This window comes from Polyangium sp. 15x6 (genome assembly GCF_029960785.1).
Classification (GTDB): Bacteria; Myxococcota_A; Polyangia; order Polyangiales; family Polyangiaceae; genus Polyangium.
Genome location: NZ_JASBQE010000140.1, coordinates 1 through 25,735 on the forward strand (window position 1 = coordinate 1; position 25,735 = coordinate 25,735).

The following is a 25,735-nucleotide window of genomic DNA, read 5'->3' on the forward strand; positions in this document are numbered from 1 at the left end:
CCGGCCGAGACCACGCCGCCGCCCGAAACGGCGGCCGCGGCGCCCGCCCCGACGCAGGCCGCCCCGGCCCCCGCGCCCGAGCCCGCCCCCGCGCCGAAGCCCGGCAAGGAGCGAATCGTCGGGCAATGGCAGTTCGATTTCTCGGGCGAGCCGCGCGCGGCCGCCGAGGCCGACGCCAAGAAAAAAGCCGGCAAGGACGAGAAAAAATATGCCGCGCTGTTGAAGGAGATCGAGGACGCCGCCGCGGGCGAGTGGATCGAGTTCACCGCCGATTCGATGTACGTCTCGCACGTCACCGAGAAGGGCAAGGACAAGGTCATCCTCAAGGTGAAGTACGAGGTCGTGAAGGACGAGAATGGGGCCGTGGTGATGAAGCCCGCGGGCAAGGACGAGATCTCGAAGAAGGAAATGCCCAAGGAGCTCGAGATCACCATCACGTTGAAGGACGACAAGACGCTCGAGCTCGTGGATCCGAAGAAGAAGATGACGCTCGTCTTCAAGCGCAAGTCCTGATCCTGCTTCGGCGCCCGCGCGGCTTGCGAAGTGTCCTCCGTGCTTTCATGATCGTTCCTTTCGGAAAACGGCAGACCCCCGCCCGACGGAGGGATCATGACTCCCGAGACACACACGGCAGGTGACCACCGCATCGAGCGCGAGGAGCCGGATTTTTTCGTTTATCGGTTCCCCCACGGGACGGCGACCGGCGCGCACATCGGAGAGCTGAGCAAGCTCGAACAGCCCTCGTGGGACGAGGGCACGCCGCACATCTACAACATGGTCGTGCTCGGCGAGGATCTCGCCATTTCGCCCGGCGCGCTGACCGAAACGGCCAAGATCTTCCGGGCCTCACCCCCGCGCACGACGGCGTACGTGGTGCGGAGGTTCGTCCACCGCACGTCGATGGAGTTCCTCACGCGCATGATCAACGCCGTCGGGGTGAAGATGCAGGGCAAGGTGTTCGAAAACGAGGCGAACGCGCGCGCGTGGCTCGCCGATCGGCGAAGGGTGCGCAACCGCAAGAGCGTGATATAGGCGCGATCGGCGGGGTGTTACTTCGTGTCGGAATCCTCGCCGGCCGGGTCGCGGCTCTCGATGACGATCGTGCCGCGCTTCGTGGGAGCCTTGCGCGGCGGCGGGGAGGGGTTCGTGAGGGAGGCCAAGAGCTCGGGCGCGGGGGCGCCGGCGATGGGCAGCACGATCTCCTTGGTCTCGGCGCCGCGCTCGTAGGTGACGCGGAGCTCGGGCGCGGTGGCGAGCGAGGTCCACGCGTCCCAGAGCTGCTCGGGGGTCTCGACGGTCTTGCCGTTGATGCGCGTGACGACGTCGTCCGGGCGGACGTCGAGCCCGGTCCACTCCTCCGGGATGGCCACGAGGCGCCAGCCGACGAACTTGCCCTCCCGGAAGACCTCCTCGGGCCAGACGCGGCGAAGCAGCCACGGCAGGCCCATCGGCAGGACGGTCTTCAAGGTCTCCCGTTCGATCTTGTCCGGGGCCTTCGCCGGGCCCTGTTCGGCGGCCCCGGCCGCGCCCTTCGCCGATGCCTTCGGCGCGGCCGGCGGAGGGGAAACCTCGCTCCCGCCGCCACAACCGGCGAGGGCCAGGGCGACCAAGCCGAACAGATACGCGTCTCGCCGCAGCATGCGAGGACTATGGGAGAGCGGCGCGCCGCTTGCCAACAATCCGGACGGGCCCTCGCGTCAGGCGGCCTCTTCCATGGGCGGGCCGCCGGTGCGGGCGATCTGATCGGGCCGCACCCGGCCGACGTCGAAGGCGTGGGCGGCGTCGAGCATGCGATCGAGGACGTCGTCCACGTCCATCCGAGCGCCCTTGCGGAAGCGGAGCGGGTTCAGCCGCGCGACGACGAAGGGCTTGAGGAAGGGGCTCTCGAAGCCGCGGGCCTTGAGCTCGGCGGCGATCTCGGTGACGCGGTCGTCGAGCTCGAGGAGCCTCTCCGCCTGCGCCTCGCGGCGGGCGAGCGCCTCGGCGAGCGAGAGGTCGAGGAAGGCGTCCGAGGCGCGGAGGACGCCATGGTACGAGCCTCCCGAGAAGCGCGGGCGGGCCTCGTAGCAGAGGCCGAGCGTGAGCAGCGCGGGCTCCTCGAACTCGAAGGAAAAGTCCTTCTCGGCGCGGTCCGAGCCGGCGTCGGCGAGGGAGCGGGCCATGCGAATGACCTCGATCGCGCGTTCGCGGACGTTGTGCGCCTTCTCTGTGTTGAGGGCGAGGATCTGGTAGGCGACGCGCTCGTCCGGCACGACGAGGGCGACGAGGGCGCGGCCGCCGAGGCGCTTCATGGCCTCGAGGCGGTGGCGGCCGTTCGGGGTCCAGTAGCGGCCGTCGGGGCGGCGGAAGGCGATGATCGGGTCGAGGAAGGTGCCGATCTTGTCGATGACGTCGGCGAGCTTTTTCGCGTGGGCCTCGGAGAGGTCGCGCTGGAAGGGCGTGGGGTCGACGCGGTCGAGCGGCAGGCCCGCGAGCAGGGTGGGGTGCGCGCCGAGCGGATCGCGGTAGATGGCGAGGACCGAACCGCCGTCCTCCTGGATGGCATGCGCGAGGCTCTCGACCTCGGGCGGGACCGGTCCGGCGAGCAGGACGCCGGCGGGCAAGCCGCGAGAGCCCTCGACCGCGGCTTTCTTGCGGCGAGAGCGTTTCGCCGGCGGCGCGGCGTCCGCCTGCGCGGCGTCGGCTGTCGCGGGCGCTTTTTCGGAGCGGGGTGCGGCGCGTTTGGTCGTGGCCATGCACCGCGTTCGTTCGGCGCGACGTTCGTCCCGGCAACTGGATCCTCGAAGATCCACCCCACGATCCGCGTCGGACGGCGTAGAGTCGCCGCCGGTGGAGTCGTCCGCGTCGTTTCCGATCCTGCTCTCGCTCCGTGTCGCCGGCCTCGCGTTGCTCTTCGTCGGGCCGATCGGGCTCGCGGTCGCGCTGCTCCAGGCGCGCTTTCGGTACAGGTTGCGCGGGCTCGTCGACGCGCTCGTGCTCTTGCCGCTCGTGCTCCCGCCTTCGGTCGTGGGGTATTGCCTCGTCGTGGTGTTCGGTCGGCGGGGGCTCGTCGGGCGGATGCTGGAGGAGGGGATCGGCCTCCGGCTCGTGTTCTCGCCGGCCGGCGCGGCGCTCGCGTCCGCGGTCGTGGCGCTGCCGATCCTCGTGAAGACCGCGCAACCGTCGATCGAGGCGGTGCCCTCGCAGCTCGAAGACGTCGCGCGGACGCTCGGGCTCCGGCCGTGGGAGGTGATCCTCCGCGTGACCTTGCCGCTCGCGTGGCGCGGGGTGCTCGCGGCGCTCGTGCTCGGCTTCGCGCGGGCGATCGGCGAGTTCGGCGCGACCTTGATGCTCGCCGGCAACATACCGGGCCGCACGAACACGATGCCGGTGGAGATTTTTTCGGCTTTCCAGGAAGGCGACGACGCGCGGGCCGGCCTCTACGTGGCGGTGCTCTCGGCGATCTCGGTCGTGGTGGTGCTCGTGGCGGGCTTGCTCGGGCCGCGGGAAGGGCGGGCGACGGCATGAGCGGCGCGCCCGCGCTCGAGGTCGATCTGCGCATCACCGTGGGGCGCGGCGCGGCGGCGTTTTCCGTGGAGGCGCGGTTCTCGCTTCCTTCGGGCGTGCTCGTCCTGTTCGGCTCGTCCGGCGCGGGCAAGACCGTCACGCTGCGCGCGATCGCCGGGCTGCTGCGGCCGGCGCGAGGCTCGGTGCAGCTCGCGGGGGAGGCCCTGTTCGACTGGATGCGCGGGGTCTGTGTGCCGGCCGAGCGGCGGCGGATCGGGTACGTGCCGCAGGACCAGGCGCTCTTTCCGCACCTCGACGTGCTCGGCAACGTGGTCTTCGGTTTGCCCCGCGCGGAGCGGAAAAAGCCAGGGGCCGCGACGCTCGCGCTGCTCGACGAGCTCGGGCTCACGGCGCTCCGAGAGGCGCGCGTGGATGCGCTCTCCGGCGGCGAGCGGCAGCGGGTGGCGCTCGCGCGGGCGCTCGCCGCCGAGCCGAGGTTGCTCCTGCTCGACGAGCCGCTCTCCGCGCTGGATCGGCCGTCGCGGCTCGCGATCGGTCGCTCGCTGCGGGAGGCGCTCGCGCGGCGATCGCTGCCCGCGGTGCTCGTGACGCACGACGCGGAGGAGGCGGCGGCGTTCGGGGATGTGTTCGTCAGGTTCGAGCGGGGAAAACCGGCCCGGGAGATGCCGCGCGAGGTCGTGCTCGGGGAGGGGGCGCCGTGTCCGCACTGCGGCAAGCCGTGATCGGCGAGCACACGGCGACGCTCGAGCCGCCCGATCTGCTCGTCCTGACCTTCCGCGGCGTGATCCGCGCCCCGCACGTCGCGGCCTACGCCGCGCTGCGCGGCGAGCTGCTCGCCGACCAGCGCTACCTCCTCACGCTCGCGGATCTACGCCGGGTCGAGGGCGTCGAGCCCGAGTGCCGTCGCGGCATCGCGGCCATCCGGGACGAACGAGCGCAGGCGACCGCGTTCGTCGGCGGCAGCTTCCGCTTCCGGGTCGTCGCGGAGCTCATCGCGAACGCGGCCCGCGTCTTCGCGCACAGGAAGCTCGCGTTCCGGTTCTTCCCGGACGAAGCCTCCGCCCGCTCCTGGCTCACCGAGATGCGCCGGACGCTCCGGGGCGCGTGAGCGGGGCGGGGTGGACATGATGTCTCGCCGCCCCTACCTGCCGCGTCGCGGCATCTGTCCGTAGACACCGGCCGGCCTCCGCGGTACCCGTCTGCCGGCAACGATAACCAGGGAGCCTTCTCGGATGAAGCCAATCCACCGTGCAGCCGTCATCGGCGCCGGGGTCATGGGCAGCGGAATCGCCGCCCACCTCGCGAATGCCGGGATCCACGTGGTCCTGCTCGACATGGTCCCGCCGGGTTCAACGCTTGGGGCTCCGGGGCGCCAGACGGCGCCCTCCGCCCCAAACCCCGGCGACGCTCAGAAGAACGACCGCACCGCCCGCAACGCGTGGGCCCAGGGCGGGCTCGACAAGGCCTTGAAGGCCCGGCCCGCCGCCTTCTTCCACCCCTCCTTCGCCCGCCTCGTCGAGGTTGGCAACGTCGAGGACGACCTCGACCGCGTGAAGGACTGCGACCTCGTGATCGAGGCGATCATCGAGAAGCTCGAGCCGAAGCAGAGCCTCTTCGCGCGCCTCGAAGCGCTGGTCAAGCCGGGCGCCATCGTCGCGTCGAACACCTCGGGCCTGCGCATCGCGGAGATGATGGCGGGCCGTGGCGAGGCGTTCCGGAAGAACTTCCTCGTCATGCACTTCTTCAACCCGGTCCGCTACATGAAGCTCCTCGAGCTCGTGGCCGGGCCCGACACGGATCCGGCCGTCTTCGAGCGCGTGCGCCGCTTCGGCGAGGACGTGCTCGGCAAGGGCATCGTCGTCGGCAAGGACACGCCGAACTTCGTGGGCAACCGCATCGGCGTGCACGCGATGCTGGCGACGCTCCAGGGCATGACCGAGATGGGCCTCGAGCCCGAGGACGTCGACGCGATCACGGGCCCCGCGATGGGCCACCCGAAGAGCGCGACTTTCCGGACGGCCGATCTCGTCGGTGTCGACACGTTCGTGCACGTCGCCGACAACTGCTACGCGTCGCTCACCGAGGACGAGGACCGCGAGGTCTTCAAGGCCCCGGCGTTCGCCCGCGCCATGATCGAGAAGAAGATCCTCGGCGACAAGACGAAGGGCGGCTTCTACAAGAAGGGCAAGGACGGGCAGATCCAGACGCTCGACGTCAAGACGCTCGAGTACCGCGCGAAGGGCGGCGACGAGGCGATCCGCAAGGCGACGAAGTCGATCGAGAAGATCGGCTCGCCCGAGGAGCGCGTGCGCAAGCTGGTCGCGGACGAGGGCAAGGCCGGCGCGTTCGCGTGGAAGGTGCTCTCGAAGTCGCTCGCGTACGCGGCGCGGCGGATCGGCGAGATCACGGACGACGTGACCGCGGTCGATGACGCGATGAAGTGGGGCTACAACTGGGAGCTCGGGCCCTTCGAGACGTGGGACGCGCTCGGCTTCGTCAAGACGGCGGAGCGCATGAAGAAGGACGGCATCACGCTGCCGGCCTCGATCGAGAAGATGATCGCCTCGGGCGCGACGAGCTTCTACCAGGGCGACGAGGTGTACGACCTCGTGAAGGGCGCCTTCGTGAAGCGCGCCATCGATCCGCGGAACGCGACGTTCTCGATCCTGAAGAAGGGCGAGTCGCCGGTGCTCAAGAACGACGGCGCCGAGGCGTGGGATCTCGGCGACGGCATCCTCGGCCTGACCTTCAAGACGAAGGCGAACAGCATCGACGCGGACGTGATCTCGATGCTCTCGCTCGCGGCCGCGAAGGCCGAGGAGGACTTCCGCGGGCTCGTCATCTCGAACGACGGCGATCACTTCTGCGTCGGCGCGAACCTGTTCCTCGTCGTGATGGCGGCCGGCCAGAAGGACTGGGAGTCGATCCGCGCGATGGTGAAGAACTACCAGTACGCGACGCAGCGGCTGAAGTACGCGCGCGTGCCGGTGGTCGCGGCGCCGTGGGGCATGACGCTCGGCGGCGGCCTCGAGCTCTGCTTCGGCGCGGGCGCGGTGCAGGCGGCGGCCGAGACGTACGCGGGCCTCGTCGAGGTCGGCGTGGGCCTGATCCCGGGCGGCGCGGGCACGCTGAACATGCTGTGGCGCGCGCTCGAAGGCATCCCCGAGGGCGCGAGCATCAACACGCAGGAGATCGTGACGCAGGTGTTCAAGAACATCGCGCTCGCGAAGGTCGCGACGAGCGCGGACGAGGCGAAGGCGCTCGGCTTCTTCCGCAAGACGGACGGCGTCTCGTTCGACAAGGCGCGCCTCGTGACCGAGGCGAAGGCAAAGGCGATCGGCCTTTCCGAGTCGGGCTACCACCCGCCGGCGCCGAAGGCGTATCGGCTGCCGGGCGAGAGCGGCATCGCGACGCTCCGGATGATGGTCGACACGCTCGTCGCCGGCGGCTACGCCACCGAGCACGACGCCCTGATCGCGAACAAGCTCGCGGTCGTGCTCTGCGGCGGCGTGAGCGGCAACGCGCACGACGTGACCGAGGACGAGATCCTGGAGCTCGAGCGCGAGGCCTTCGTGAGCCTGTGCGGCGAAGAGAAGAGCCAGGCGCGCATGCAGTCCATCCTGATGACCAACAAACCCCTGCGGAACTAGGCGAGGCGACGACCATGGCAGACATCGTGATCGTGGAGGCCGTTCGTTCGGCCGTGGGCCGGGCCCACAAGGGAGCGCTCGCGCAGAAGCGCCCCGACGAGCTCGCGGGTGAGGTCATCCGAGGCCTTCTCGCGCGGGTGCCGCAGATCAAGCCGTCGGAGGTCGACGACCTGGTCCTCGGGTGTGCGATGCCGGAAGGCGAGCAGGGGCTCAACGTGGCGCGGCCGGTGGCCCTGCTCGGCGGCCTGCCCGAAGAGGTCTCGGCGATGACCATCAACCGGTTCTGCTCGAGCGGCCTGCAGGCGATCGCGCTCGCGGCGGGCAGCATCCAGGCCGGTTACGCGGACATCGTCATCGCGGGCGGCGTCGAGAGCATGTCGATGGTGCCCATGACGGGCAACAAGATCTCGGTCTCGCCCGAGGCGATGGAGCGCTTCCCGTCGGTCTACACGCCGATGGGGATCACGGCCGAGAACGTGGCCAAGCGCTTCAACGTGGCGCGCGCCGATCAGGACGCGTTCGCGCTGTCGAGCCAGAAGAAGGCCTCGGCGGCGATCGAGGCGGGCCGCTTCAAGGACGAGATCGTCGCCGTGAAGGGCGTGCGTTACAAGGGCAACGAGCGCATCGCGTTCGACTTCACGCGTGACGAGCTGCCGCGCCCGGACACGACGCTCGAGGGCCTCACGGCGCTCAAGCCCGCGTTCGCGACCGTCGGATCGGTCACGCCGGGCAACAGCTCGCCGCTCTCGGACGGCGCGGCGGCGGCGCTCGTGACGACGAAGGCGAAGGCGGACGCGCTCGGCGTGAAGCGGCTCGGCTACCTGCGCATGTTCGTCACGGCAGGCGTGGATCCGTCGATCATGGGCATCGGCCCGGTGCCGGCGGTGAAGAAGCTCCTGGCGAAGACGGGGCTCTCGATCAAGGACATCGACCTCGTCGAGATGAACGAGGCGTTCGCGAGCCAATCGGTCTACTGCCAGCGCGAGCTCGGCATCCCGGACGAGAAGCTCAACGTGAACGGCGGCGCGATCGCGCTCGGCCACCCGCTCGGCTGCACGGGCGCAAAGCTCACGGCGACGGCGCTCTACGAGCTGCGCCGCCGCGGCGGGCGGTATGCGATCGTGACGATGTGCATCGGCGGCGGCATGGGCGCGGCAGGGTTGTTCGAGCGGGCGTGAGGTAGGCGCTCGGCGACGTCCGTCGACGGAAGGGCCCCCGTGCGGCAAGCGCGGGGGCCCTTGTTTTTCCATGGTGGAGGCTCGTCGATGGGGCTTCGGGACGGTCGCGGACCATGGCGAAGGGGCGTCGACCGGGCTTCTGGGTGGTTGGAGAGCGTGGCGAAGGGGCGTCGATCGGGCCTCGATACGGAGGGGGAGCGTGGCGGAGGCTCATCGATGGCGGGCCCCCGTGCGGCATGCGGGGGGCTCTTGCATTGGCGGGAGATTTCAGTCTGCGGCGTCCGAGGCGCGCGCAATGGCCTCGATGGCCTCGCAAAGCTCGGCCTCGAAGCGCTGGAAGGCGGGTAACTTCCGCAGTGCCTCCAGGCGCACTTCTTCGCCGAAGAATCGATGCGTTCTCTCGCTTCCGTGGCGGAAGTCTCCTTCTCGAAGGATGCGCCGCAGCGTCTGCTTCGGATCGGCGTCTCGCTCGGGATCGGCTGGAAGAGAAGGGTTTGCCCCGCGACCGAGGAGCGTACGGAATGCCTCCGCGTCCGCGAGCATCCAGGCCTCGATTTCGCGCACGGGGACGCAGGGCATGGTGACGAGAGAAGGAAAGTTCTGCCGGGCCATCGCGGCTCCTGGGACCACGCAGGTCTGCCGCGCTTCATCCGGGTCTCCTGCGCCATCGGCATGGATGACGAGCAACGTGAAGGCGCCCCAATACTCGGCGACAGCGGCGGCGATGCGATCGTCTCGCTTCGGGGGATACGGCCTGGGAGCGTCGATGCCGATGGTCTCCGCGACGTCCACCCTGCTCGGAAGAAGCCTATTTCCCAGCAGATCGAGCAAGCGATTGATGAGTGGGGAGAGGAAATCGTAATCGCTTGGCCCCTCTGCATAGAGGGCAGCACAAAGGTAGATACGGCTCCGTGTCATTCGGCCGCCTCGGCGTCCGCGGCGTGGAGCAGCATGTCGACCTCGCGCAGCGAGGCGACGAAGGCGCTGTCGCTGGGCTTCTTGGGCTTGCCCACGGGGCGGGCGCGGGTCTCACGCTTGCCGTCGCGAACCACGACGTCCACGACGCGGAGCATCTGGGGTTGGTCACGAAATGCCGCGACAACGACCGGCGAGTGCGTGGTGAGGAGGATCTGCGTCTTGTCGTCCGAGACCGCCGTATCACGCAGGATGGACAGGAGTCTGCGCAATCGTCCCGGGTAAATCCCATTCTCTGGCTCTTCGATCCCCAGGACGGACGGGTGCGGTTTGACCGTGAGGACCGTGAGCAGCGCGAGCGCGCGCAGCGTACCGTCCGAGGCGAGGCGTGCCGGGAGATGCTCCCCGCCGGAGAGCTTGAAGTCGAGGCGTAATGTGTCTCCTTCCGGGACGACGTCGAAGCCGGAGAGACCCGGCACGAGGGAGGCGAGATCGGCGCGAATCGCACCGAGAGCGGGCGCGGGGAGATCCGCAAGAATGGCAGCAAGGTTGGATGCGTCGGGGGCGAGGATACCGGAGCTAAACTTTTCACTGGGCTCGCGGAGGCGGGCGGCATCGAGGTGGAGGAGGCGGAAGGAGTCAAACCCTCTGGCGATGGCGCCGATGACAGCATGCCAGCCGCGCGATTGTGCTCTGTTGTATTGTGAGCAAAGAGCGGTGAAAAATGGGACACTGAACCACTGCTCCTTACCTTCGCCTGAATTGGAGAGGATGAAGAATACCCTATGGGGGCCGTCCTGTCGCTCCTGCCAAAGGACGAGAGCTCCCTCCGCGGCATCCTCGCCGTCCGCCTTTACCCGCAGGCTCTCATGCTTGACTACAAGCTCCTCGATACCCGAATCCCGCGCCCGACGCTCGATCGTGAGTTCATATCGATATTGAGTCGGCAGCGATGGCGCCCCGTCCTCGAAGGCCGGGATAGGCGCGGCCAGCGACACCTCGACCGCAAATCTCACCGTCCGGCTCGTTTCTCCCCCAAACCGGCTGAACTGGTCGAGCACCCGCCCGCGCCCCTTCTTGAACGCTTCCTCCACGGGCATCGAGGCCAGCCGCCCGAGCAGCGCCATCGCCTCCAGCAGGTTCGACTTCCCCGCTCCGTTCGGGCCGACGAACACGGTGAGCGGCTCCAGATCCACCGCGAAATCCCGCAGCGACTTGAACCCATCGACCTCGAACCGCGTGATCATGCCGTCAGCGTACCACGTCGCTGTACGCCAGCCATCCGATCCCATGCGCTTTCGAGGGGAGACGGATTGCTCGACCCCGGTCGCTTCATGGATGACGCCGCCCCCGCCCCCCGGATACCCTGTCCGATGGAGGGCTCGTGTCATGAGGATCGAGAATCTCGTGTTCGAGGGTGGGGGCATGAAGGGCATCGCGTATGCCGGCGCGATCGCGGAGCTCGAGCGGCGCGGCCTGCTCGGGGGCGTCACGCAGGTCGCGGGCGCCTCGGCGGGCGCGATCACGGCGGCGTTCCTCGCGGTTGGCGTCGACGCCGCGGGGCTCGAAAAGATCCTGCGCGAGACCGACTTCTCCCAATTCATGGACGGCAAGGGCTGGGTCTTCGGGGACGCCAAGCGCCTCTTCGACGCCTACGGCGTCAATCCCGGCACGACCGCCGAGGACTGGCTACGCAGCCAGATCGCGCACCTCACCGAGGGCCTCACCGGCCGCGCCCAGCCCGACCTCACCTTCGCGGAGCTCTCGGCCCTCGCCGCGGCGTATCCTGGCCGCGCGCGCCACCTCCACGTCGTCACCACGAACCTCTCGCAGCGCATCACCGAGGTCTTCTCGGCCGCCTCGCACCCCGACGTCCCCGTGTACAAGGCCGTCCGCATGTCGATGAGCATTCCGCTCTTCTTCGAGGCGTACCATTTCAATGGCGACCTCTACGTCGACGGCGGCGTCTCGTGGAATTACCCGATCGACCTCTTCGATCGCGCCCGCAAGACTCCGATCCTCGGCGACCCGGCGTGCGGGTCGGACGTCGAGGCGGCGACGCTCGGCTTCTGCCTCGGGACGAAGGCGGAGAATGACGCCGCCCGCAAGGATTGGCGTCTCCCGCGGATCGAGATCAATGAATTCAAGGACTACGCCAAGGCCCTGGTCTCGTTCATCCTGACCTCGTCGACGCTGCTGCACCTCGACGCGGCCGCCCTCGCGCGGACGATCTTCATCGACGACGCCGGCGTCTCCACGACCGAATTCACGCTGCCGAAACAGACGATGGATTTGCTCGTGGCCAATGGCGCGGCCGCGGCGAAAGAATGGTTCGAGCGGGGGTAGGCGAGAGACCGCGCCCTACTCCGCCTGGTCCGTCGCTGCTACCGGCCGCTCGGCTCCTTCCGTCGGCGCCGCCTTCCAGAATCGCGGCACGCGCGCGAAAATCCCCGGCTTTGCCCAGGCGAGTACCCCCGTCCCTGCCAGCAGCACCACCAGAAGCGCGAGCGGCAAGAGCACCCGCGCCCCCATTCTGCGTGAAACCGGCACCAGCGGCGCCGGCGCGAGCTCCGCTGGCTCCTTGCGCGCTTGCGGCAGCCATTCCGGGCTCTTGCCTTCCGGCCGCGCCGGGATCCGGATCGCCGGCAGGACCTCCGGCGCGTAGGGCGTCGGCACGAGCCCCGCGAGCTCCTTCAGGCTCGACGCCGTCGCCCGGAACAGTGCCTCCTCGCCGCCCTCCGGCAATGCGAATCGATGGAGCAGCTCATCCACGCGATCCGGCCCCGCCTTCGCGGGCGCCGCCACAGGCTCCGCCGCCACCGCGGGCTCCTCCGCCACCACCGGCTCCACGGCCACCGCCGCCGCCGCCACCGAAGGCGCCGCCGACACCGGATCCGCCACCGACGCGGGCGGCTCCGTCGCCGGAGGCTCGAGCGCTTCCACCATGCCCGAGAATCCCGACAGCGACAGCGCTTCCACGCCCTTTTCCACGGCCGGCGACGGCAGCGGCGTCAGCACCTCGAACTCGAAGCTCCGCAATTCCTCGGCCGAAGGCGGCACCTCCGACGGCACCACGTGCACCGCGGCTGCCGCCTCCTCCACGCGCGCCTCCTCCAGCCGCACCGACGGCGCCACGACCGGCCGCGCCGATCCCGGCGGTGGCGTCGGCGGCCGCATCCCGAGGCCGACCGGCCAGGGCCATGTCGACTCCTGGGTCACGCGTGTCCCTGCGTCCTTCACGGACACCGGCGCCGCCGCGGGGGACGCCTCGGCCGGCGGCAACGGCTCGACCGCCGCTTCCCGCGCCGAAAGCAATGTCGACTCGGCCACCGCGGCCGCCGCGGCCGCCTGCGCCGGCGCCGCAACCGGCTCCGACGCCGGCAACACCGCCGCCGCGGGGCTCGACGGCTCGCTCTCGGCCGGCGCTTCCAGCAAGGCGAGATCGACGCTGCAGAGCGGCGTCGCGTCGGTCGTCTCGATGGACATCGGATCCTGGAGCGTCGGCGTCGCCTCCCCGAGCGGGCCCGAGGGCGGCGCGGTGAACAGCAGATCCGAAGGCAGGGAAGGGATGACCGCGACCGAAACGACCTTGTCCACCACGGTCACGGACGCGGGCGCGGCCACGCGCACGGAGACGGGCGCGGGAGCGGGAGCGGGAGCGGAAACGGGAGCGGCCACGGGAGCGGCCACGGGCGCGGGCGCGGCCGCGGCCACCACCACCGGCGCCGGCGGTGGCGCCGGCTCCACCACGAGCCCTGCTTCCACTGCGCGCGCCGTCTCTCGCGCCAGCCGCGCCAGCGTCCGCTTCGCCGCACCCCGGTTCAGCGGCACCAGCGCTGCCTCGATCTCTGCCGCCACCACGCCCGGACCACGCTCCGCGGCCTGCGACCGCGGCCTCGCCACGGCATGCAAGCCCGGCGCCCCGCCCGCTGCCACTGCGAGCAGCCTCCCGAGCAGCTCCCGCAGCCCGCGCGCGGCTTCCGCACCGGACAGCACCTCGCCTTGCCGGTCCACGGCCACCACGCCTTCGGCCGACAGCGTCACGGCGGCGGGGTCCACCCGGATCGGCAGGTTCCCGAGCGCGTCGCAGAGCGATAACACGAGGTAACCCGCGCTCTCCGGCACCATCGCCGCGGCCCGCGCGTGGGCGGCTCCGAGGACCTCCGAAAGCGTCACGTTCGCCCGATTCACGACCCACCTCTCCTCGGCTCACCCTGCCGCACCGCCACCCCGCGTCCCGCGAGGTACGCCTTCGCCTCCGCCACCGAGTACGTCCCGTCGTGGAAGATCGACGCGCACAGCGCCGCGTCCGCCCCTCCCACGACCAGACCCTCGTACAGATGCTCGAGCGTCCCCACGCCCCCCGACGCGATCACCGGCACGCTCACCGCGTCCGCCACGGCCCGCGTCAGCGCGAGATCGTAGCCCGCCTTCGTCCCGTCCCGGTCCATGCTGGTCAGCAGGATCTCCCCCGCCCCGAGCCCCGTGATCCGCCTCGACCACTCCACCACGTCGAGCCCCGTCTCCCGCCGCCCCCCGTGCGTCACGACGGTCCACTTCGCCGGATCGTCCGTCCCGACCCGCCTCGCGTCGATCGCCACCACGATCGCCTGCGCGCCCCATCGCGCCGCCGCTCGCTCCACGAGCTCGGGCTCGCGCACCGCGGCCGTGTTGATCGCGATCTTGTCGGCGCCCGCGTCGAGCAGCGCCTCGATGTCGCGCTCGCTCCCCACGCCGCCGCCCACGGTGAGCGGCACGAAGAGCTGATCCGCCGCCGCGCGCACCATGTCGAGCAGCGTCCCGCGTTTTTCGTGCGAGGCCGTGATGTCGAGGAAGGTGATCTCGTCCGCGCCGGCCTCGTCGTAGCGCCGGGCGGCCTCGACGGGGTCGCCCGCGTCCCGGAGCCCGACGAACTGGACGCCCTTGACGACGCGTCCGTCCTTCACGTCGAGGCACGGGATGATGCGCTTGGCCAGCACACAGCGCGCTTAGCGCCGAGCGCCGCGATGGGCCAACTTCCCGGCCGTCCCCGTGGCTCCTTGATGACTTCTTGATGCGTTTCGGCGGCGCCTTGACGTCCCCTTGATGCGCGAGCGCCTAGCTTCTCGCCATCGAGCCATGGAACACGACACGCAAGAAGACCGGCCCCTCGCGGCTCCCCGAGATCTCCTGATCCTCCTCCGCCCGAATGGAACGGTGCTGGGCGGCACCGGCGGCGTGCCCACGACGTGGCTCGAACGCCGCCCCGAGGGGCCCACCGTGAGCGAGGCCGTGGCGAAGGCCTGCGAGGACACGTGCAGCGATGCAACCCTGGGCGGCGTCGCCTTCCGCCGCGTCGTCGCCGAGATCGATGGGCAGCTCCGAACCCTGCTCCTCGTCTCGGTCGACGCGCTCCCCATGCGCCGCTCGCTCGTCCGCGTCCCGGATCTGCTCATGACCACCCTCGACCGCTTCGTCTCGCAGGCGCGATCGGCCGACGTCGAGCTCGCGCTGCACAAGGACCCGAGCCTGCCGCCCGTCCTTTACGGGGACGAAGAAAAGCTCGCGTGGCTCCTCGCCACGCTCATCGGCAACGCGGTCCGCCTCGTCGCGCGCCCGGACGCCGTCGCGGCGCGCGTCGACCTCGCGGCGACCTTCGATCGAGCGACGAACGAATTCGTCTTCATCGTCTCCGACAATGGCCCCGGCATGCCGGAATCCACACGGAAATGGCTCTTCGAGCGTGATCCCCGCACGGGGCGCTCCGCCGGCCTCGCGCTGCTCATGGTGAAGGACGTCGTCGTCGCACATCACGGCTCGATCGACGTCACGAGCCGCCTCGGGGAAGGTAGCCGCTTCACCGTGCGGATCCCGCGGGGCCAAGCGCGCGCTTAGGTCGCCGCGAACACGCGGGATCCGATCCGATCGTCGAGGTCAGCCGTCGGCCGGCAACGTGTCGTCGTTCATCGGGTCCGGCGTGTTCTTCTCGCCCGCATACCGCCGCTCCGCTCGCTCGGCCGCGCGCAGGACCGGCCTTCGGATCGCCTCGATGTACTCGGCCGGCGCCTCCGACAGCTCCAGGTTCGACAAGACCTGCGACACGACGCGCAGCCACAAGCTGCGCGCGGCCTGCGGCGACAGCACGCCCTCGGGCTTCGTCGCCTCTTTCGCGAGGAGCTCGGTCCGCGCGTTCTCGAGCTCGGCCAGGCGGGCGCCGGCCGCGATCCACGCGTCCACCACGTCCTTCAGCGTGTGCGGGGGCGCGCCCGCCGGGATCTCCGCGAGGAAATCGTTCATCCAGGGCTCCTCCTCCCGCACGAGCCGCGCGACCCGCGCCGTGTTGCCCGACTCCGCGAGCAGCGACGCGTTCACGATCGCGAGTCCCGTCGGGAAGAGCTTGCGCGACACGTCCCGAGCCCGCGCCGCGCGCGCGAAGTCGGGCGGTTGCCCTGCGAGGTAGAGCTCGGCTCGCGCGTCGAGCGAGAGCGAGATGGCGCGGGCGAGGTGATCGTGCCGCGCGTCGACGAGCGTCTCCTCTTCGAGGATCGAGGAGAGCGCGGTCGGCGTGCCCTTCGTTTGCGGGATGCTGATCACGGCCTCGTAGGCCTTCAGCACCTTGCCATGCAGCGGCGCGATCTCCGGGATGGCGAGGAAGACGCTCTTGCGCTTCGATTCGTCCACCCAGGGCGCGATGATCGCCACCATCTCGTCGACGTTGAGGTGCTTCAGCAAGGTCGGCCTCCTGCCATCAAGGATGTGCGCATGATGGTGGCCTCTGGGAGGGGGCTGTCAACAGCGTAGATACTGCGGGAGCGGGGGCGTCCCTCACTTCCGGGGCGGTTCCCTCACCCCCAGCCGCTCTCCCGTCCCGGGAGAGGGGAGGAGAGCGGCCAAGCACACGTGGATGCGATTGAGGACGCGAGCGGGTTCGAGGAGGATTTCACGGTTCTCGAAGCGAAGGACGGTCAGTCCCATCGACCTGAGCTGGCCATCGCAGATGATGTCACGCGTTGGGGCTCGAAAGTGAGGTGCGCCGTCCGCCTCGATGACGAGACCGGCCTCTTTGAAAACGTCCCACGACTGGAACATCCGAGGGAGCTTCGCGACGTCGAGGGAGTCGGGGTTCACGAGCAGCTTGCCTGGCGCGAGCGGCATGAAGCTCGAATCGATATGCATGGGGGTGCGACAACGGAACTCCAGCGTGTGAGTCCGGTACGTGTCTCCGAGGTGCCGCCATCGCGGTGGAGCTCAACCGAGCGGCTCGATTCCTTCGGGCGCACCGTCAATATCGCGGCGCGCGTGCGGGGGATCGCGGGGGCCGGCGAGATCGTGTGCACCGAGCCCGTGTATGAAGTGCCCGGCGGGCGGGAGATCGTCGCGGCCGCGGGGCTCTCGGTGGAGCGCGCGAGCGCGCCGCTGAAGGGGATCGCGGGCGAGGTGCCGGTGGTGCGGCTCTACCGGACGGCCGGTGCCGAGCATGCCTGAGGCGAAGCTGCGGCAATCGCACCGAGGGCCCATGCTGCATTGCGCTGGACCGTCGCATCCGTGGCCCCGTTCTTGAGCAGCTTGATCAGCGCAGTTTCGGCCTCGGCAGCGCCAGGGCCGATCCGACCCAGCACCTTGGCGATACGGCGGGAGAGCTTCACGGTCCCGGTGCTTTCGAGCCGTGCAATCAGCGCCGGCACGGCAGGCAGCGCCACCTCGCCGAGCTGACCGAGCGCGCGCAGCGCGCGGTATCGAAACCGGGGACTGGGCGACTCGAGCATCCTGCCGAGGGCCGGCGCGGCCTCGGCGCCGAAGCGCAACAATGCGCGCTCCGCGTGACCGGCGACCTCGGCGTCGGGATCGGCGAAGAGCGCGAGGAGGAGCGGCAAAGCCCTTGCGAGCTTCCCTTCATGCGCCGCCAGCGCGCGTGCGCCGGCGCGACGGATCTTCGCATCGGAATCGGCGAGCGCCCACGCCGTCCACTGCGCCCAGGCGGGCGGCTCGGATGCCTCTGCGCTGTCACTTGGCGAGGATATGTCGATGAAGGCGAGCAAGCGCGCCGCCGCGAGACGGACGTGCGGATCGACCTCGGTCCTGCCGCGGAGCGCCGCTTCGCGGTAGAGCTGCGAGGCATTGGCACGATATCCTGAGAGGGGGCGCGAGGGGCCTTCGGCGAGCTCGGCGGCGCCCAGGATGGCATTGCGCCGAGCGACGGCATCCTCGCCGGAAAGGGCCTCCGTGAAGGCATACAGCATGCGGAGCGCTTCGGCGGCCCCCTCGGAGACGTCTGGAGGGGGAGCGTGCGCTGCGCGCATCGGCGCCGCATGCGCGCTGTCGCCAGGCTCGAGGAACGCGGCGGCGCTCTCACGCACGTACCGACCGGGATCGTCCAGCGCACCGAGGAGCGCAGCCCGGACGTCTTCGCGCTGGTGGGCAAATGCGCCGAGTATGCGGACGGCCTCGTGCCGGGTGGCAGCGTTCGACGCTTCGCGGAGGGTGGAGAGCAATCCGTCGATCCAGGCGTCGATAGGCAACTGCCGTTCATGCCAGTACCAGAGGATGCCCGCCACGCGGGCCATCGCGTCGCGCCGTGATGGATCCTGGAGCCCCGCGGCAATGACCTCGATCGCGACCGCTGGCACCGGGCGGCGGCGGAAGAAGTCGAACGCCGCGAACGAGACCGCCGCCTCCTCGTCCTCGAGAAGCCCCCGAATTCGCGCTGCCTGGGACGGCAATCGAATGGCCAAGAACAGGTAACGACGCACGTGCTTCGCTCGTATCCAGGGTGCAGTCGCCGGGTCCTGCGCCGCGGCCCATAACGCGTCGAGGAGGAATGCCGGCGGTTCACGCACCGCTCGGAGCGCATCCTCGGCCGAGGCCTGCTTCGAACGCGAGACGCCAAAACGGCCCAGGCTGTTGAACCGAACCACCTGAGGCGTAGGCACAGCGTCGGCCTCGGCCAGGAGGACCGCGAGCGCCTCTTCTTGCGCGCATCCGGCGTCGAGGAGTGCAATCGCAGCGGCTCTCCGCACCGACCAGTAGGGCGTACCAAGCTCGTTGCGAAGCGCGGACTCGGCTGCGGCGGAGAGGGGCACTTACACGACCTCGTGGACCTCGGTCAGCGTGCCGAGGGGCGTGAGCTGCAGGCTCATGGCCCTACCGTAGCGGGGAGGCGGGGGCAGGGACAAGAGGAGCGGCCGCCTCGGTCCTGAAGTGCCAAAGTCAGCGGCGTATCCATGCGCGTCGACGACCTGCCCACAGAGCTGACCGGCCTCGCTGGGAGTATTGGCATGATGGCCGCGCCGGGGCGGGGGCGCCTGCTGGCCGAGGATCTCGACGAGCTGCGCCACCTCCATTCCACGCGCATGAAGCCGTATTCGAGGATCCCGCAGCGTAGATACTCCTCGACCTCGCGCACCACGAATCGCGGCAAACTCCCGATCGCCTCCACCCGCTTGCCAAACCCGTTTCCGCCCCCGCTCCCGGTGTATTCTCGGCGCTCTTAGCCCCTGCCCTTGAGACGCGTCGCGTACTTCCTTCGTTGCCCCGCGCCCTTGTGCAGCGCGGGGTCGGCGCCCTCGTGCCAACCCAAGAACGGGTAGTGCCCCGCGTAGCCGATCAAGTTACGTAGCGCTTCGGGCAGATCGCGCGCGATCTCGGGCGGGCACGCGAGGTACTGGTTCTCTTCTTGGCGAAGCCAGCCGAGCGTGTACGCGAGCCCGATGCCGATACGATCGCGGTCGGTCGTCACGTTCGCGCCGCCGCCGTGATACGCCGAGCCGTAGTAGATCACGACCGAACCGGGCGCCATCTCGACGTGCGCGACCTCGTCGTCGGGGGTGGGCACGCGCGCGTCGGACCACAGATGGCTGCCGGGGTACACGACTGTTCCGCCGTTTTCTTTCGTGAACTCGGTGAGCGCCCAGATCGTATTCACGAAGCACTCAGGCCCGGGGCGCGCGAACGGGTACATGTTCGTATCGCGGTGCGCGACCTGCGCGATCTCGCCCGGCGCGATGCGAATCGCTTGCGTCCAAGACAGTTGATAGGTCGCGCATTGCGGGCCGAGCACGCGGTCGAGCACCTCGAGCACGCGTGGCGTCGTCGCGAGGTCGCGGCAACCCGGCGACTTCGCGATCAGGCTCGAGGTGCGTAGCGTCTTCATGCCCTTGAAGCGATCGTTGCCGAGCGGGCTTTTTTCGATCGGCAGTGTGAGCCAAGGCGCAAGCTCATCGCCGATGCGGCCCATCGCCGCAGGAGTCGCGAGCCCCTCGACGATGACGGCGCCGTCGCGTTCGAGAACCTCGACGAGCCTTTCGGCAGTGGTGGCGGCGGGAACGCTCTCGAGGGGCATGTGTCTCTGCCCATGCTACACGGGACGGGTCGTTCGTTCCACCCTGTTTCCCCGCGAGTCGAATCGCTGAATGACAGTCACGGCCCTCGCTCGATTCCGACGATCTCGACGGTTTTTAGGAAGTTATCCTCAGTGCAGTCGCGGCCGTCCAGGATCAGGAGCCGATCTCGAGGGGCATCGAGCAAGACGCTGCCATTTCCGGGCCCACCGGGAGCAAACATGGCGCTACCGAGGGGGCTTGGTGCGAAGAGCGTGGCAGCGGCGTCGATCGCCCAAGCGTCGAAGCCACACGCATTCGGGGTACGCGTGAACGAGAGAAACGAGCACGAGACCTCGTCCCAGAGGAGCGACGGCGTGGACACGGGGAGAGCGGGGAGCGTCCCCGCCAAGCCGATCCATGACGTCGGGTTTTGAAGGTCGAGCGCCCACACGTCAGCCGGCCCAGACTTCTGCCCGCTCCGCACCATCACCATCCGATCGAGCGCGGGATCATAAGCCATTTGCCGCAATTCGCTCAGTTGCGGCGCTGGCGGACCGGCTTCCCCCGGAACGAGCGTTGACCAACTCTCGGCGCCTGGCCGAAGGTCGAGCGCGTAGGTCCCGCGATAGGCGAGCGTGAGCGCTGGATCGTCTGAATGGATGAACGCTGAAACGAGGGCCCTTTTGCCGATTGGATCGTACGCGGCGGCGGGAGCCGAGGCAGAGCCGATCGGGAACTCGGGGAGTTGATCGATGATCGCCACGTCCCCTTCGACACGTACGGCGAAGACCTGCGCCAGATCAGCGGCGCCTCCCGTGCCGCCGATGACGACGGCGCGTTCATTTTCGGGATCCCATATCGCCGCGGCGAACGTGGGCACCTCGACCGAATCGCCTTTGAGCGACAGGACGTGGTGCTCGAGCGAGGCGAGGTCGAGCGCCGAGATCTGTTTCGCAGGACCACCGCCGTTCAGCGAGATGCCGCCGATGATGAGCGCACGGCTCGTTTTGGGATCGAGGACCATGGAGCCCACCGGGGCAGGCGGCGGCGAGAGCTCTTTCCGGTCGATCGACGCGAGCTTCGGAGCCGCACCGGGAGTGCATGCATCGGGGCGAGGGCGAGCCCCGGTGGAAGCCGTTTCGGTGATTTCAATGCTCGGGCCGCAAGCCAAGATGCCAACGGAAAGCGCGAGGAGGGCCGTCTTTTTCACCTGATCGACACTATACGTTTTCAAGGCGGCGACAAGGGGGCAGAGCTTGTGCGGAGTCTGGACGCGGAAGCGAGGTCAACGCTTCCGTCGGTCGATTCGTCGGCATGCTCAGATTTCCGTTGCCGCTTCCGCATCCGCTTCCCGCGACCTGAAGAACCTCGGCCTCACCGAGGCGCAGATCCACGAGGTCATCCCCGACGCGAGCGCCGCCAAGAAGCGCGGCGGTGGCGGAACCGGGGAAAAATAAGCGTTTCGACCCGTCTCCGCGCGATATCGGTTTCCCGAACCGGCGTTCGACCCTTCCTCGACGAAAAAACGGTTCCCTGAATCGCTTCGCGACGCGTCTTTCGCGCGGAAGGCTTCTCCCAAACTCGCCGCGGAAGGGTCGCCTGCGGAAAAAGGGGAGGCCGAACCGGCGCCCGACGGGTCGGCGGCGCGCCGAGGAGAGGCTCGGTCCGGCAAGGAAGGGTCGCGGCGCCGCCGAGCCTTCCGTTTTTTGTGAAGGAAGGGTCGGGCGACAAAAAACGGAGCCGTTTTTTCGGCAAGGAAGGGTCGGCGGGCGGTTCAGCCTTTCAGGATCGGCGCGAGACGGGTCGGAGCGCGGGTTGGGAGGAAAGTTGCCCCGCGCACACGTGTCCGGTGTCCTGGCTCGCATGCGTCGCCACGGGGCCCTCTTCTTGCTCGCTCTACTCCTCATCCTGTGCGTGCCGTCGCTCGCCCGCCGCCTACAGGGGCGCCCCCTCCGGATACAATAGCTTCAGCCGCTTCTCCCGCAGCCGGGCTTCTTCGACGCAGACCTCTTCGATCTGCCGGACCACGTCCTCGGAAACCCCGAGCTTCGCTGCCATCCTGATCACCATGGCCCTCTCCGCGTCACTGTATTGTCCATCGGCGCTGCAGGCCTGGATCGCGTCGTAGACGAGGAAGCGCCGTGAAGCGTTCGTCGCCGGAGTGATGGAGATGAACTTCTCGATGTCTTCGTCGGCCTTGTAGGACTCGAGCTCGTCCAGCACCGAGTCCGGCGCGCCGAAAGCAGCGAAGTACCCGATCACCCAGTCTCGCTCCATGGGCGCCAGTTTGCCGTCTCCATTGGCACAGATGAGGATCGCCTTCGAATAGCCTTCAAAATCGTCGTTCGTCGGGATCGTACTGAAACTGGTCTTCTGCTTGAACAACCAAAGAATTCCTCTGTTCGTCGCAATTACGTACACGACGCCTCCGACCACGACGCCGAGAAACCTCGGAAGGCGTGGCAGACGTCATTGTCGCGGACGAGTAAACACCAGAGCCTGCGCGGGAGTCAACGCGTTTGTGAGGTGGACCTCCTACGCGCGATTCGATGAAGCCCCGCATCCGCCTCCGGCTCCGCGCGCAGGTTCCGTGAGTGGATTGGCACTCCACGCCCCTGCCAATCGAGACAGCCGCGCTGCCATTTCGATCGGCAACGCCGTCCCACCGGCCCGGTGGAAGAACTGCGCACCGCGCAGTTCTTCCACCCCGAGTCCAGGGCTTGCCCTGGTTCGGGTCGAGGGGCGAACAGCCCCCGCGGGGTCCGGGGCGGCGCCCCGGCGCGACGGCCCAGGCCAGGGGGGCTTCCCCTGGCGAGCTTAAACGGTAGTATCCGCCCTGATGCACTGCCCCGAGTGCGGGACCAAGGCCAGCCCCGGCGCCGCCACCTGTGGCGGGTGCGGCTTCTCGCTGGCCACGCTCGCGTCGGCGCAGAAAGGCGCCGCCACCGCGCGCACGATGGTGGGCGTGTCGCTGTCGGACCTCGCCAAGGGCCCGGACGCGTCGATGGCCGTCGATCCCGACGCGCCGACCCTCGTGAAACCCGGCTCGAACCGCCCGGCGAAGCCCGTCGTCCCGCCGCCGCCCGAGAACCGCACGATCGTCGGCATGCCCGCCCCCGCGAAGGCCGAAGGGTCGAGGCCCACGCCCGCGCAAGCCCCCGCGCAGACGCTGCTCGGCGTGGCCGTCCCGAACGCCGCGTCGCCCAACGCCGCGCCCGCCGTCAAGGCGCCGCCGCCCGCGGAGGGCACGCTGCTCGGCGTGGCAAGGCCGGGGATCGCGCCGATGCGCGCGAGCGAGCCGAACGCGGAAGGCGAGCCTCTCGGTCGCGAGCGCGAGATGCCGCACGAGCTCGGCGCGACGATCATGCCCGAGGCGATGGAGCGGTACCGCGGAGGCAACCCGCGGCCGAGCTCGCGCGACAAGCTCGCGCGCAAGCGCCTCGTGCTGCCGCCCATGCAGCCGCGCGGCGGCGGCGAGGTCGTGCGCGAGCGCGCGCGCAAGAACCGGAAACGCGCGCTGCCGGTGATCATCACGGCGGGCTTGCTCGTGGTGTTCGCCGTGGTCTTCACGTTGCTCTACAGCAGCCCGCCTCCGCTCACGGCGAGCGTGAAGGCGACGCCCGAGGGCCGCGAGGCCGTGGAGATCGAGTGCAAGAGCTGTCCCGACGGCACGAAGGTGCAGATCGGCGCGGTGAGCGCGGACGTCAAGAAGAACACGGCGCTCGTGACCCTGCCGGCGCCGCTCGCGCTCGGCGAGAACCGGCTCAAGGTGTCGATCGACAGGCCGGGCAGCGGGCGCGACGAGTCCGTCGGCGTGAGCGTGCACGTGAGCTACCGGCTGCGTCCGGATCTCACGGGGCTCGCGAATGAAAAACCGTCGGTGCACGTGGCGGTGGAGGCCGTGGGCGGGACGGAGATCACGATCGACGGCAAGCCCGCGGCGGTGAAGGACGGGCCCGCGGTGCACGTGATCGACGTGGCCGCGGACTGCACGGGGCCCGCGGACGAACCCGCGACGCTCAAGCGCCGCGTGCCGTACGTGGTGAAGACGGAAGGCGGCACGCGCGAGGAGGGCGCGGTCGACGTCGCGGTGGGGATCGTGCCGCTGCACATCGACGCGCCGGGGCCGCGTGTGATCGTGGACGGCGAGACGTTCGTGCTCGCGGGGCGCACGATGAAGGGCGCGGAGGTGCTCGCGGCGGGCAAGCCGATCCAGGTGTCCGCAGACGGATCGTTCGCGCAGCGGATGAGCGTGTCGTCGGTGGGATCGACGAACATCGAGGTGCGCGCGAAGGCGCCCGGGATGGCGCCGCGAATCGTGCCGATCGCGGTGCGTCGCGTGGAGAAGCTCGCGGCCGCAGCGCAGGAGTTCATGGCGGACAAACCGCTCGGCTTCGCGGCGTTCGCGTCCGCGCAGGCGAGCGACGTGGGGAAGGCGGCGGTGGTGTCGGGCGAGATCGTCGACGCGCGGACGCAGAACCACCAGACGATCTTCTTGCTCGACGTGCCGGCGAAGGAGGGCTGTCCGAAGGGACAAGGTCCTTGCCGCGTGCGGCTCGTGCACGGCTTCCCGAACCCGGCGAAGGCGGGCGACGTGATCACGGCGTACGGTCAGATCGGAAAACCGTTCAGCGCGCCGGGCAGCAGCGTGGTGCCGGAGATCCAGGTGGCGTTCACGATGCCCGGAGAGCGGAGATGAGCATGAAGACTCTGTCGCGCCTCGTGGCGGCGCTCGGCGTGGCCGCCGCGCTCTGCGCGCAGCCGTCGCCGGAGATCGCGCGCGCGGAAGGCATCGACACGACGCGGCCGTACACGGTGGTGGTGGGTCCGCCGCGCGGGCACGCGCCGAGCGAGCGAGTGGACGCGCGGCGCACGGGGCAGAGCAAGTCGCGGCTGCCAGCAGTGCCGGTCGACAAGTGGAGGAGGCATCTCGGCGGGACGATCGAGGTGGCGCCGGTCGTGGACGAGTCGGGGCGGATCTACACGGCGCTGACGGTGCCGGAGGTGGTCGCGTATTCGCCGGACGGCAAGGAGGTGTGGCGGACGCGGCTCGGCAGCGCGCCGGCGATCGCGCCGCCGGTGCTGACGAGTGATGGGACCTTGCTGCTCGTGACGAGCGCAGGCGCGGCGGTGGGCCTCGGGCGAGATGGTCGGGTGCAGTTCGCGACGCCGCTCGGGCAACGAGGCCGCGATCTCGACGTGGCGCCGCTCGCGCGCTCGGATGGAAGCGTGGTGGTCGGAGGACGGGCGCTGGTGGAGCTCGACGCAAACGGCGGAGTGCGGGCGCGAGCGAGCTTGCCGGAGCGCGCGGTGGGGGCGCTGATCGAGGGTCCGGAGGGGACGATCGCGACGGGCGAGGCAGGCGGTGTGTACGTGTTCCGGCCGCCGAACCCGCCGAGGAAGGTGGGGACGTTCGGCGGGCCGCTCCGGCGCGGCGCGGCGCTCGAAGGAGGGCGGACGCTGCTCGCGGTGGTGAACGGCAAGAGCCTCGTGGGGCTCGATCTCAAGACGGGGCTCACGCACGTGCGAGCCGGCGACGTGGGGCTCGGGACGTACGACGAGCCAGTGACGATCCACCCGCGCGGGTTCGCGATGTTCTCGACGTCGACGGGTCTGCTCTTCGGGGTGGACGCGGCAGGCAACGAGCGGCTGCGGATGGTGCTGGACAAGGGGGCGCAGCCAGCGGCCCCGGATCCGGCGGCGGCCCCAGGGACGGCGGCGGCGACGGGATTTTTCAACGCGCCAGCGGACGCACGGCCGAGCCCGGCGATGGTCGTGGACGCAGAGGGGCGCGTGGCGTTCGCGCGGCAAAACGGTCGCGTCGGGGTGGCGCGGCCCGATGGGAACGTGGCGCTCGTGAGCGAGAAGCTCTGCGCAGCGCCGGTGGCGATCCAGCCGGCAGGCGATGACAAGCTGGTGGTGGCTTGTCGGGATGGAACGATCTGGATGCTGGGGATCTGACGGACGGTTTCACGTCGAAGCCGCTGCGCTGGGGCTTTGCCCCAGGCCCCACCGGGGCTGTCCGCCCCTGGACCCGGACCAGCGCAAGCGCTGGACCCGGGGTCGATGAACTGCGCGATGCGCAGTTCATCGAACAGGCCGAGATTTCGACGGGCAACGCCGTCTCTGGTCTTGCCACCGGCCGTGGGAAGAACTGCGCATCGCGCAGTTCTTCCCCCTGAGGTCC

The 25,735-nt window shown here is 69.6% G+C and carries 22 protein-coding genes and 2 pseudogenes; 11 read left to right on the forward strand and 13 right to left on the reverse strand.

What is annotated here, in order from left to right; genetic code table 11:
• Positions 1 to 513 (forward strand): annotated as a pseudogene (locus QHF83_RS48590) (hypothetical protein); the annotation flags it as partial.
• 96 nt (positions 514 to 609) lie between these two features.
• A complete protein-coding gene (locus tag QHF83_RS48595; protein ID WP_282424985.1) occupies positions 610 to 1,032 on the forward strand; it encodes a hypothetical protein in 423 nt (140 codons plus the stop codon).
• A gap of 17 nt (positions 1,033 to 1,049) precedes the next feature.
• Here QHF83_RS48595 and QHF83_RS48600 read toward each other — a convergent pair whose 3' ends face one another.
• Together QHF83_RS48600 and QHF83_RS48605 are read right to left on the reverse strand one after the other, a co-directional pair.
• Complete coding sequence (locus QHF83_RS48600) at positions 1,050 to 1,640, reverse strand: serine protease (protein WP_282424986.1); 591 nt, start codon at positions 1,638 to 1,640, stop codon at positions 1,050 to 1,052.
• A gap of 57 nt (positions 1,641 to 1,697) precedes the next feature.
• Positions 1,698 to 2,735 (reverse strand): ParB N-terminal domain-containing protein, encoded by a 1,038-nt coding sequence (locus QHF83_RS48605; protein WP_282424987.1) that lies wholly within the window; start codon positions 2,733 to 2,735, stop codon positions 1,698 to 1,700.
• A 94-nt stretch (positions 2,736 to 2,829) separates the two neighbouring features.
• Here QHF83_RS48605 and modB point away from each other — a divergent pair, with 94 nt between their 5' ends.
• The 5 genes from modB to QHF83_RS48630 all read left to right on the forward strand — a co-directional run bounded on the left by modB (position 2,830) and on the right by QHF83_RS48630 (position 8,335).
• Positions 2,830 to 3,507, forward strand: coding sequence for a molybdate ABC transporter permease subunit (gene modB, locus QHF83_RS48610; protein ID WP_282424988.1), 678 nt, complete (start codon positions 2,830 to 2,832; stop codon positions 3,505 to 3,507).
• Positions 3,504 to 4,229: an ATP-binding cassette domain-containing protein gene (locus QHF83_RS48615; RefSeq protein ID WP_282424989.1), complete on the forward strand. Its 726-nt coding sequence runs from the start codon at positions 3,504 to 3,506 to the stop codon at positions 4,227 to 4,229. Before modB ends, QHF83_RS48615 begins: the two co-directional genes overlap by 4 nt.
• The gene (locus QHF83_RS48620) at positions 4,205 to 4,615 is read left to right on the forward strand and encodes a hypothetical protein (RefSeq protein ID WP_282424990.1); all 411 of its coding nucleotides are present in this window, start codon (positions 4,205 to 4,207) and stop codon (positions 4,613 to 4,615) included. The genes QHF83_RS48615 and QHF83_RS48620 overlap by 25 nt, the downstream gene beginning before the upstream one ends.
• Before the next feature lie 124 nt (positions 4,616 to 4,739).
• A complete protein-coding gene (locus QHF83_RS48625) occupies positions 4,740 to 7,157 on the forward strand; it encodes a 3-hydroxyacyl-CoA dehydrogenase/enoyl-CoA hydratase family protein (RefSeq protein ID WP_282424991.1) in 2,418 nt (805 codons plus the stop codon).
• A 14-nt stretch (positions 7,158 to 7,171) separates the two neighbouring features.
• A complete protein-coding gene (locus tag QHF83_RS48630; protein WP_282424992.1) occupies positions 7,172 to 8,335 on the forward strand; it encodes a thiolase family protein in 1,164 nt (387 codons plus the stop codon).
• 267 nt (positions 8,336 to 8,602) lie between these two features.
• Here QHF83_RS48630 and QHF83_RS48635 read toward each other — a convergent pair whose 3' ends face one another.
• Positions 8,603 to 9,253 carry a DUF4276 family protein gene (locus tag QHF83_RS48635; protein ID WP_282424993.1) on the reverse strand — a complete coding sequence of 217 codons (651 nt, stop codon included), beginning with the start codon at positions 9,251 to 9,253 and terminating at the stop codon, positions 8,603 to 8,605.
• The gene (locus tag QHF83_RS48640; protein ID WP_282424994.1) at positions 9,250 to 10,497 is read right to left on the reverse strand and encodes an ATP-binding protein; all 1,248 of its coding nucleotides are present in this window, start codon (positions 10,495 to 10,497) and stop codon (positions 9,250 to 9,252) included. Before QHF83_RS48640 ends, QHF83_RS48635 begins: the two co-directional genes overlap by 4 nt.
• 142 nt (positions 10,498 to 10,639) lie before the next feature.
• On the opposite strand from QHF83_RS48640, the gene QHF83_RS48645 reads away from it, so the two are divergent.
• Positions 10,640 to 11,596 carry a patatin-like phospholipase family protein gene (locus QHF83_RS48645; RefSeq protein WP_282424995.1) on the forward strand — a complete coding sequence of 319 codons (957 nt, stop codon included), beginning with the start codon at positions 10,640 to 10,642 and terminating at the stop codon, positions 11,594 to 11,596.
• 15 nt (positions 11,597 to 11,611) lie between these two features.
• Here QHF83_RS48645 and QHF83_RS48650 read toward each other — a convergent pair whose 3' ends face one another.
• Positions 11,612 to 13,441, reverse strand: a complete 1,830-nt coding sequence (locus QHF83_RS48650; RefSeq protein WP_282424996.1) for a hypothetical protein — start codon at positions 13,439 to 13,441, stop codon at positions 11,612 to 11,614.
• On the reverse strand, positions 13,438 to 14,229 hold the full coding sequence (gene hisF / locus QHF83_RS48655; RefSeq protein WP_282424997.1) for an imidazole glycerol phosphate synthase subunit HisF: 792 nt from the start codon (positions 14,227 to 14,229) through the stop codon (positions 13,438 to 13,440). Before hisF ends, QHF83_RS48650 begins: the two co-directional genes overlap by 4 nt.
• Before the next feature lie 139 nt (positions 14,230 to 14,368).
• On the opposite strand from hisF, the gene QHF83_RS48660 reads away from it, so the two are divergent.
• Positions 14,369 to 15,124, forward strand: a complete 756-nt coding sequence (locus QHF83_RS48660; protein ID WP_282424998.1) for a HAMP domain-containing sensor histidine kinase — start codon at positions 14,369 to 14,371, stop codon at positions 15,122 to 15,124.
• A gap of 39 nt (positions 15,125 to 15,163) precedes the next feature.
• On the opposite strand, the gene QHF83_RS48665 is transcribed toward QHF83_RS48660, so the two are convergent.
• The 7 genes and pseudogenes from QHF83_RS48665 to QHF83_RS48695 all read right to left on the reverse strand — a co-directional run bounded on the left by QHF83_RS48665 (position 15,164) and on the right by QHF83_RS48695 (position 21,933).
• The gene (locus QHF83_RS48665) at positions 15,164 to 15,961 is read right to left on the reverse strand and encodes a hypothetical protein (protein ID WP_282424999.1); all 798 of its coding nucleotides are present in this window, start codon (positions 15,959 to 15,961) and stop codon (positions 15,164 to 15,166) included.
• A 336-nt stretch (positions 15,962 to 16,297) separates the two neighbouring features.
• Positions 16,298 to 16,462: pseudogene (locus QHF83_RS53630) on the reverse strand (amidinotransferase); the annotation flags it as partial.
• Between the two features lie 221 nt (positions 16,463 to 16,683).
• Entirely contained in the window at positions 16,684 to 17,784 is a 1,101-nt protein-coding gene (locus QHF83_RS48675) for a HEAT repeat domain-containing protein (protein WP_282425001.1), read from the reverse strand.
• A 525-nt stretch (positions 17,785 to 18,309) separates the two neighbouring features.
• Positions 18,310 to 18,564, reverse strand: a complete 255-nt coding sequence (locus QHF83_RS48680; RefSeq protein WP_282425002.1) for a hypothetical protein — start codon at positions 18,562 to 18,564, stop codon at positions 18,310 to 18,312.
• 152 nt (positions 18,565 to 18,716) lie between these two features.
• Entirely contained in the window at positions 18,717 to 19,568 is an 852-nt protein-coding gene (locus QHF83_RS48685; protein ID WP_282425003.1) for a phytanoyl-CoA dioxygenase family protein, read from the reverse strand.
• 77 nt (positions 19,569 to 19,645) lie between these two features.
• Complete coding sequence (locus QHF83_RS48690; protein ID WP_282425004.1) at positions 19,646 to 20,782, reverse strand: hypothetical protein; 1,137 nt, start codon at positions 20,780 to 20,782, stop codon at positions 19,646 to 19,648.
• A gap of 701 nt (positions 20,783 to 21,483) precedes the next feature.
• Positions 21,484 to 21,933, reverse strand: coding sequence for a hypothetical protein (locus QHF83_RS48695; RefSeq protein WP_282425005.1), 450 nt, complete (start codon positions 21,931 to 21,933; stop codon positions 21,484 to 21,486).
• Between the two features lie 454 nt (positions 21,934 to 22,387).
• Here QHF83_RS48695 and QHF83_RS48700 point away from each other — a divergent pair, with 454 nt between their 5' ends.
• Together QHF83_RS48700 and QHF83_RS48705 are read left to right on the forward strand one after the other, a co-directional pair.
• Positions 22,388 to 24,247, forward strand: coding sequence for a zinc ribbon domain-containing protein (locus QHF83_RS48700; protein WP_282425006.1), 1,860 nt, complete (start codon positions 22,388 to 22,390; stop codon positions 24,245 to 24,247).
• Positions 24,248 to 24,249: 2 nt separating this feature from the next.
• Positions 24,250 to 25,509: a PQQ-binding-like beta-propeller repeat protein gene (locus QHF83_RS48705; protein ID WP_282425007.1), complete on the forward strand. Its 1,260-nt coding sequence runs from the start codon at positions 24,250 to 24,252 to the stop codon at positions 25,507 to 25,509.
• The last annotated feature ends 226 nt before the right edge of the window (positions 25,510 to 25,735 follow it).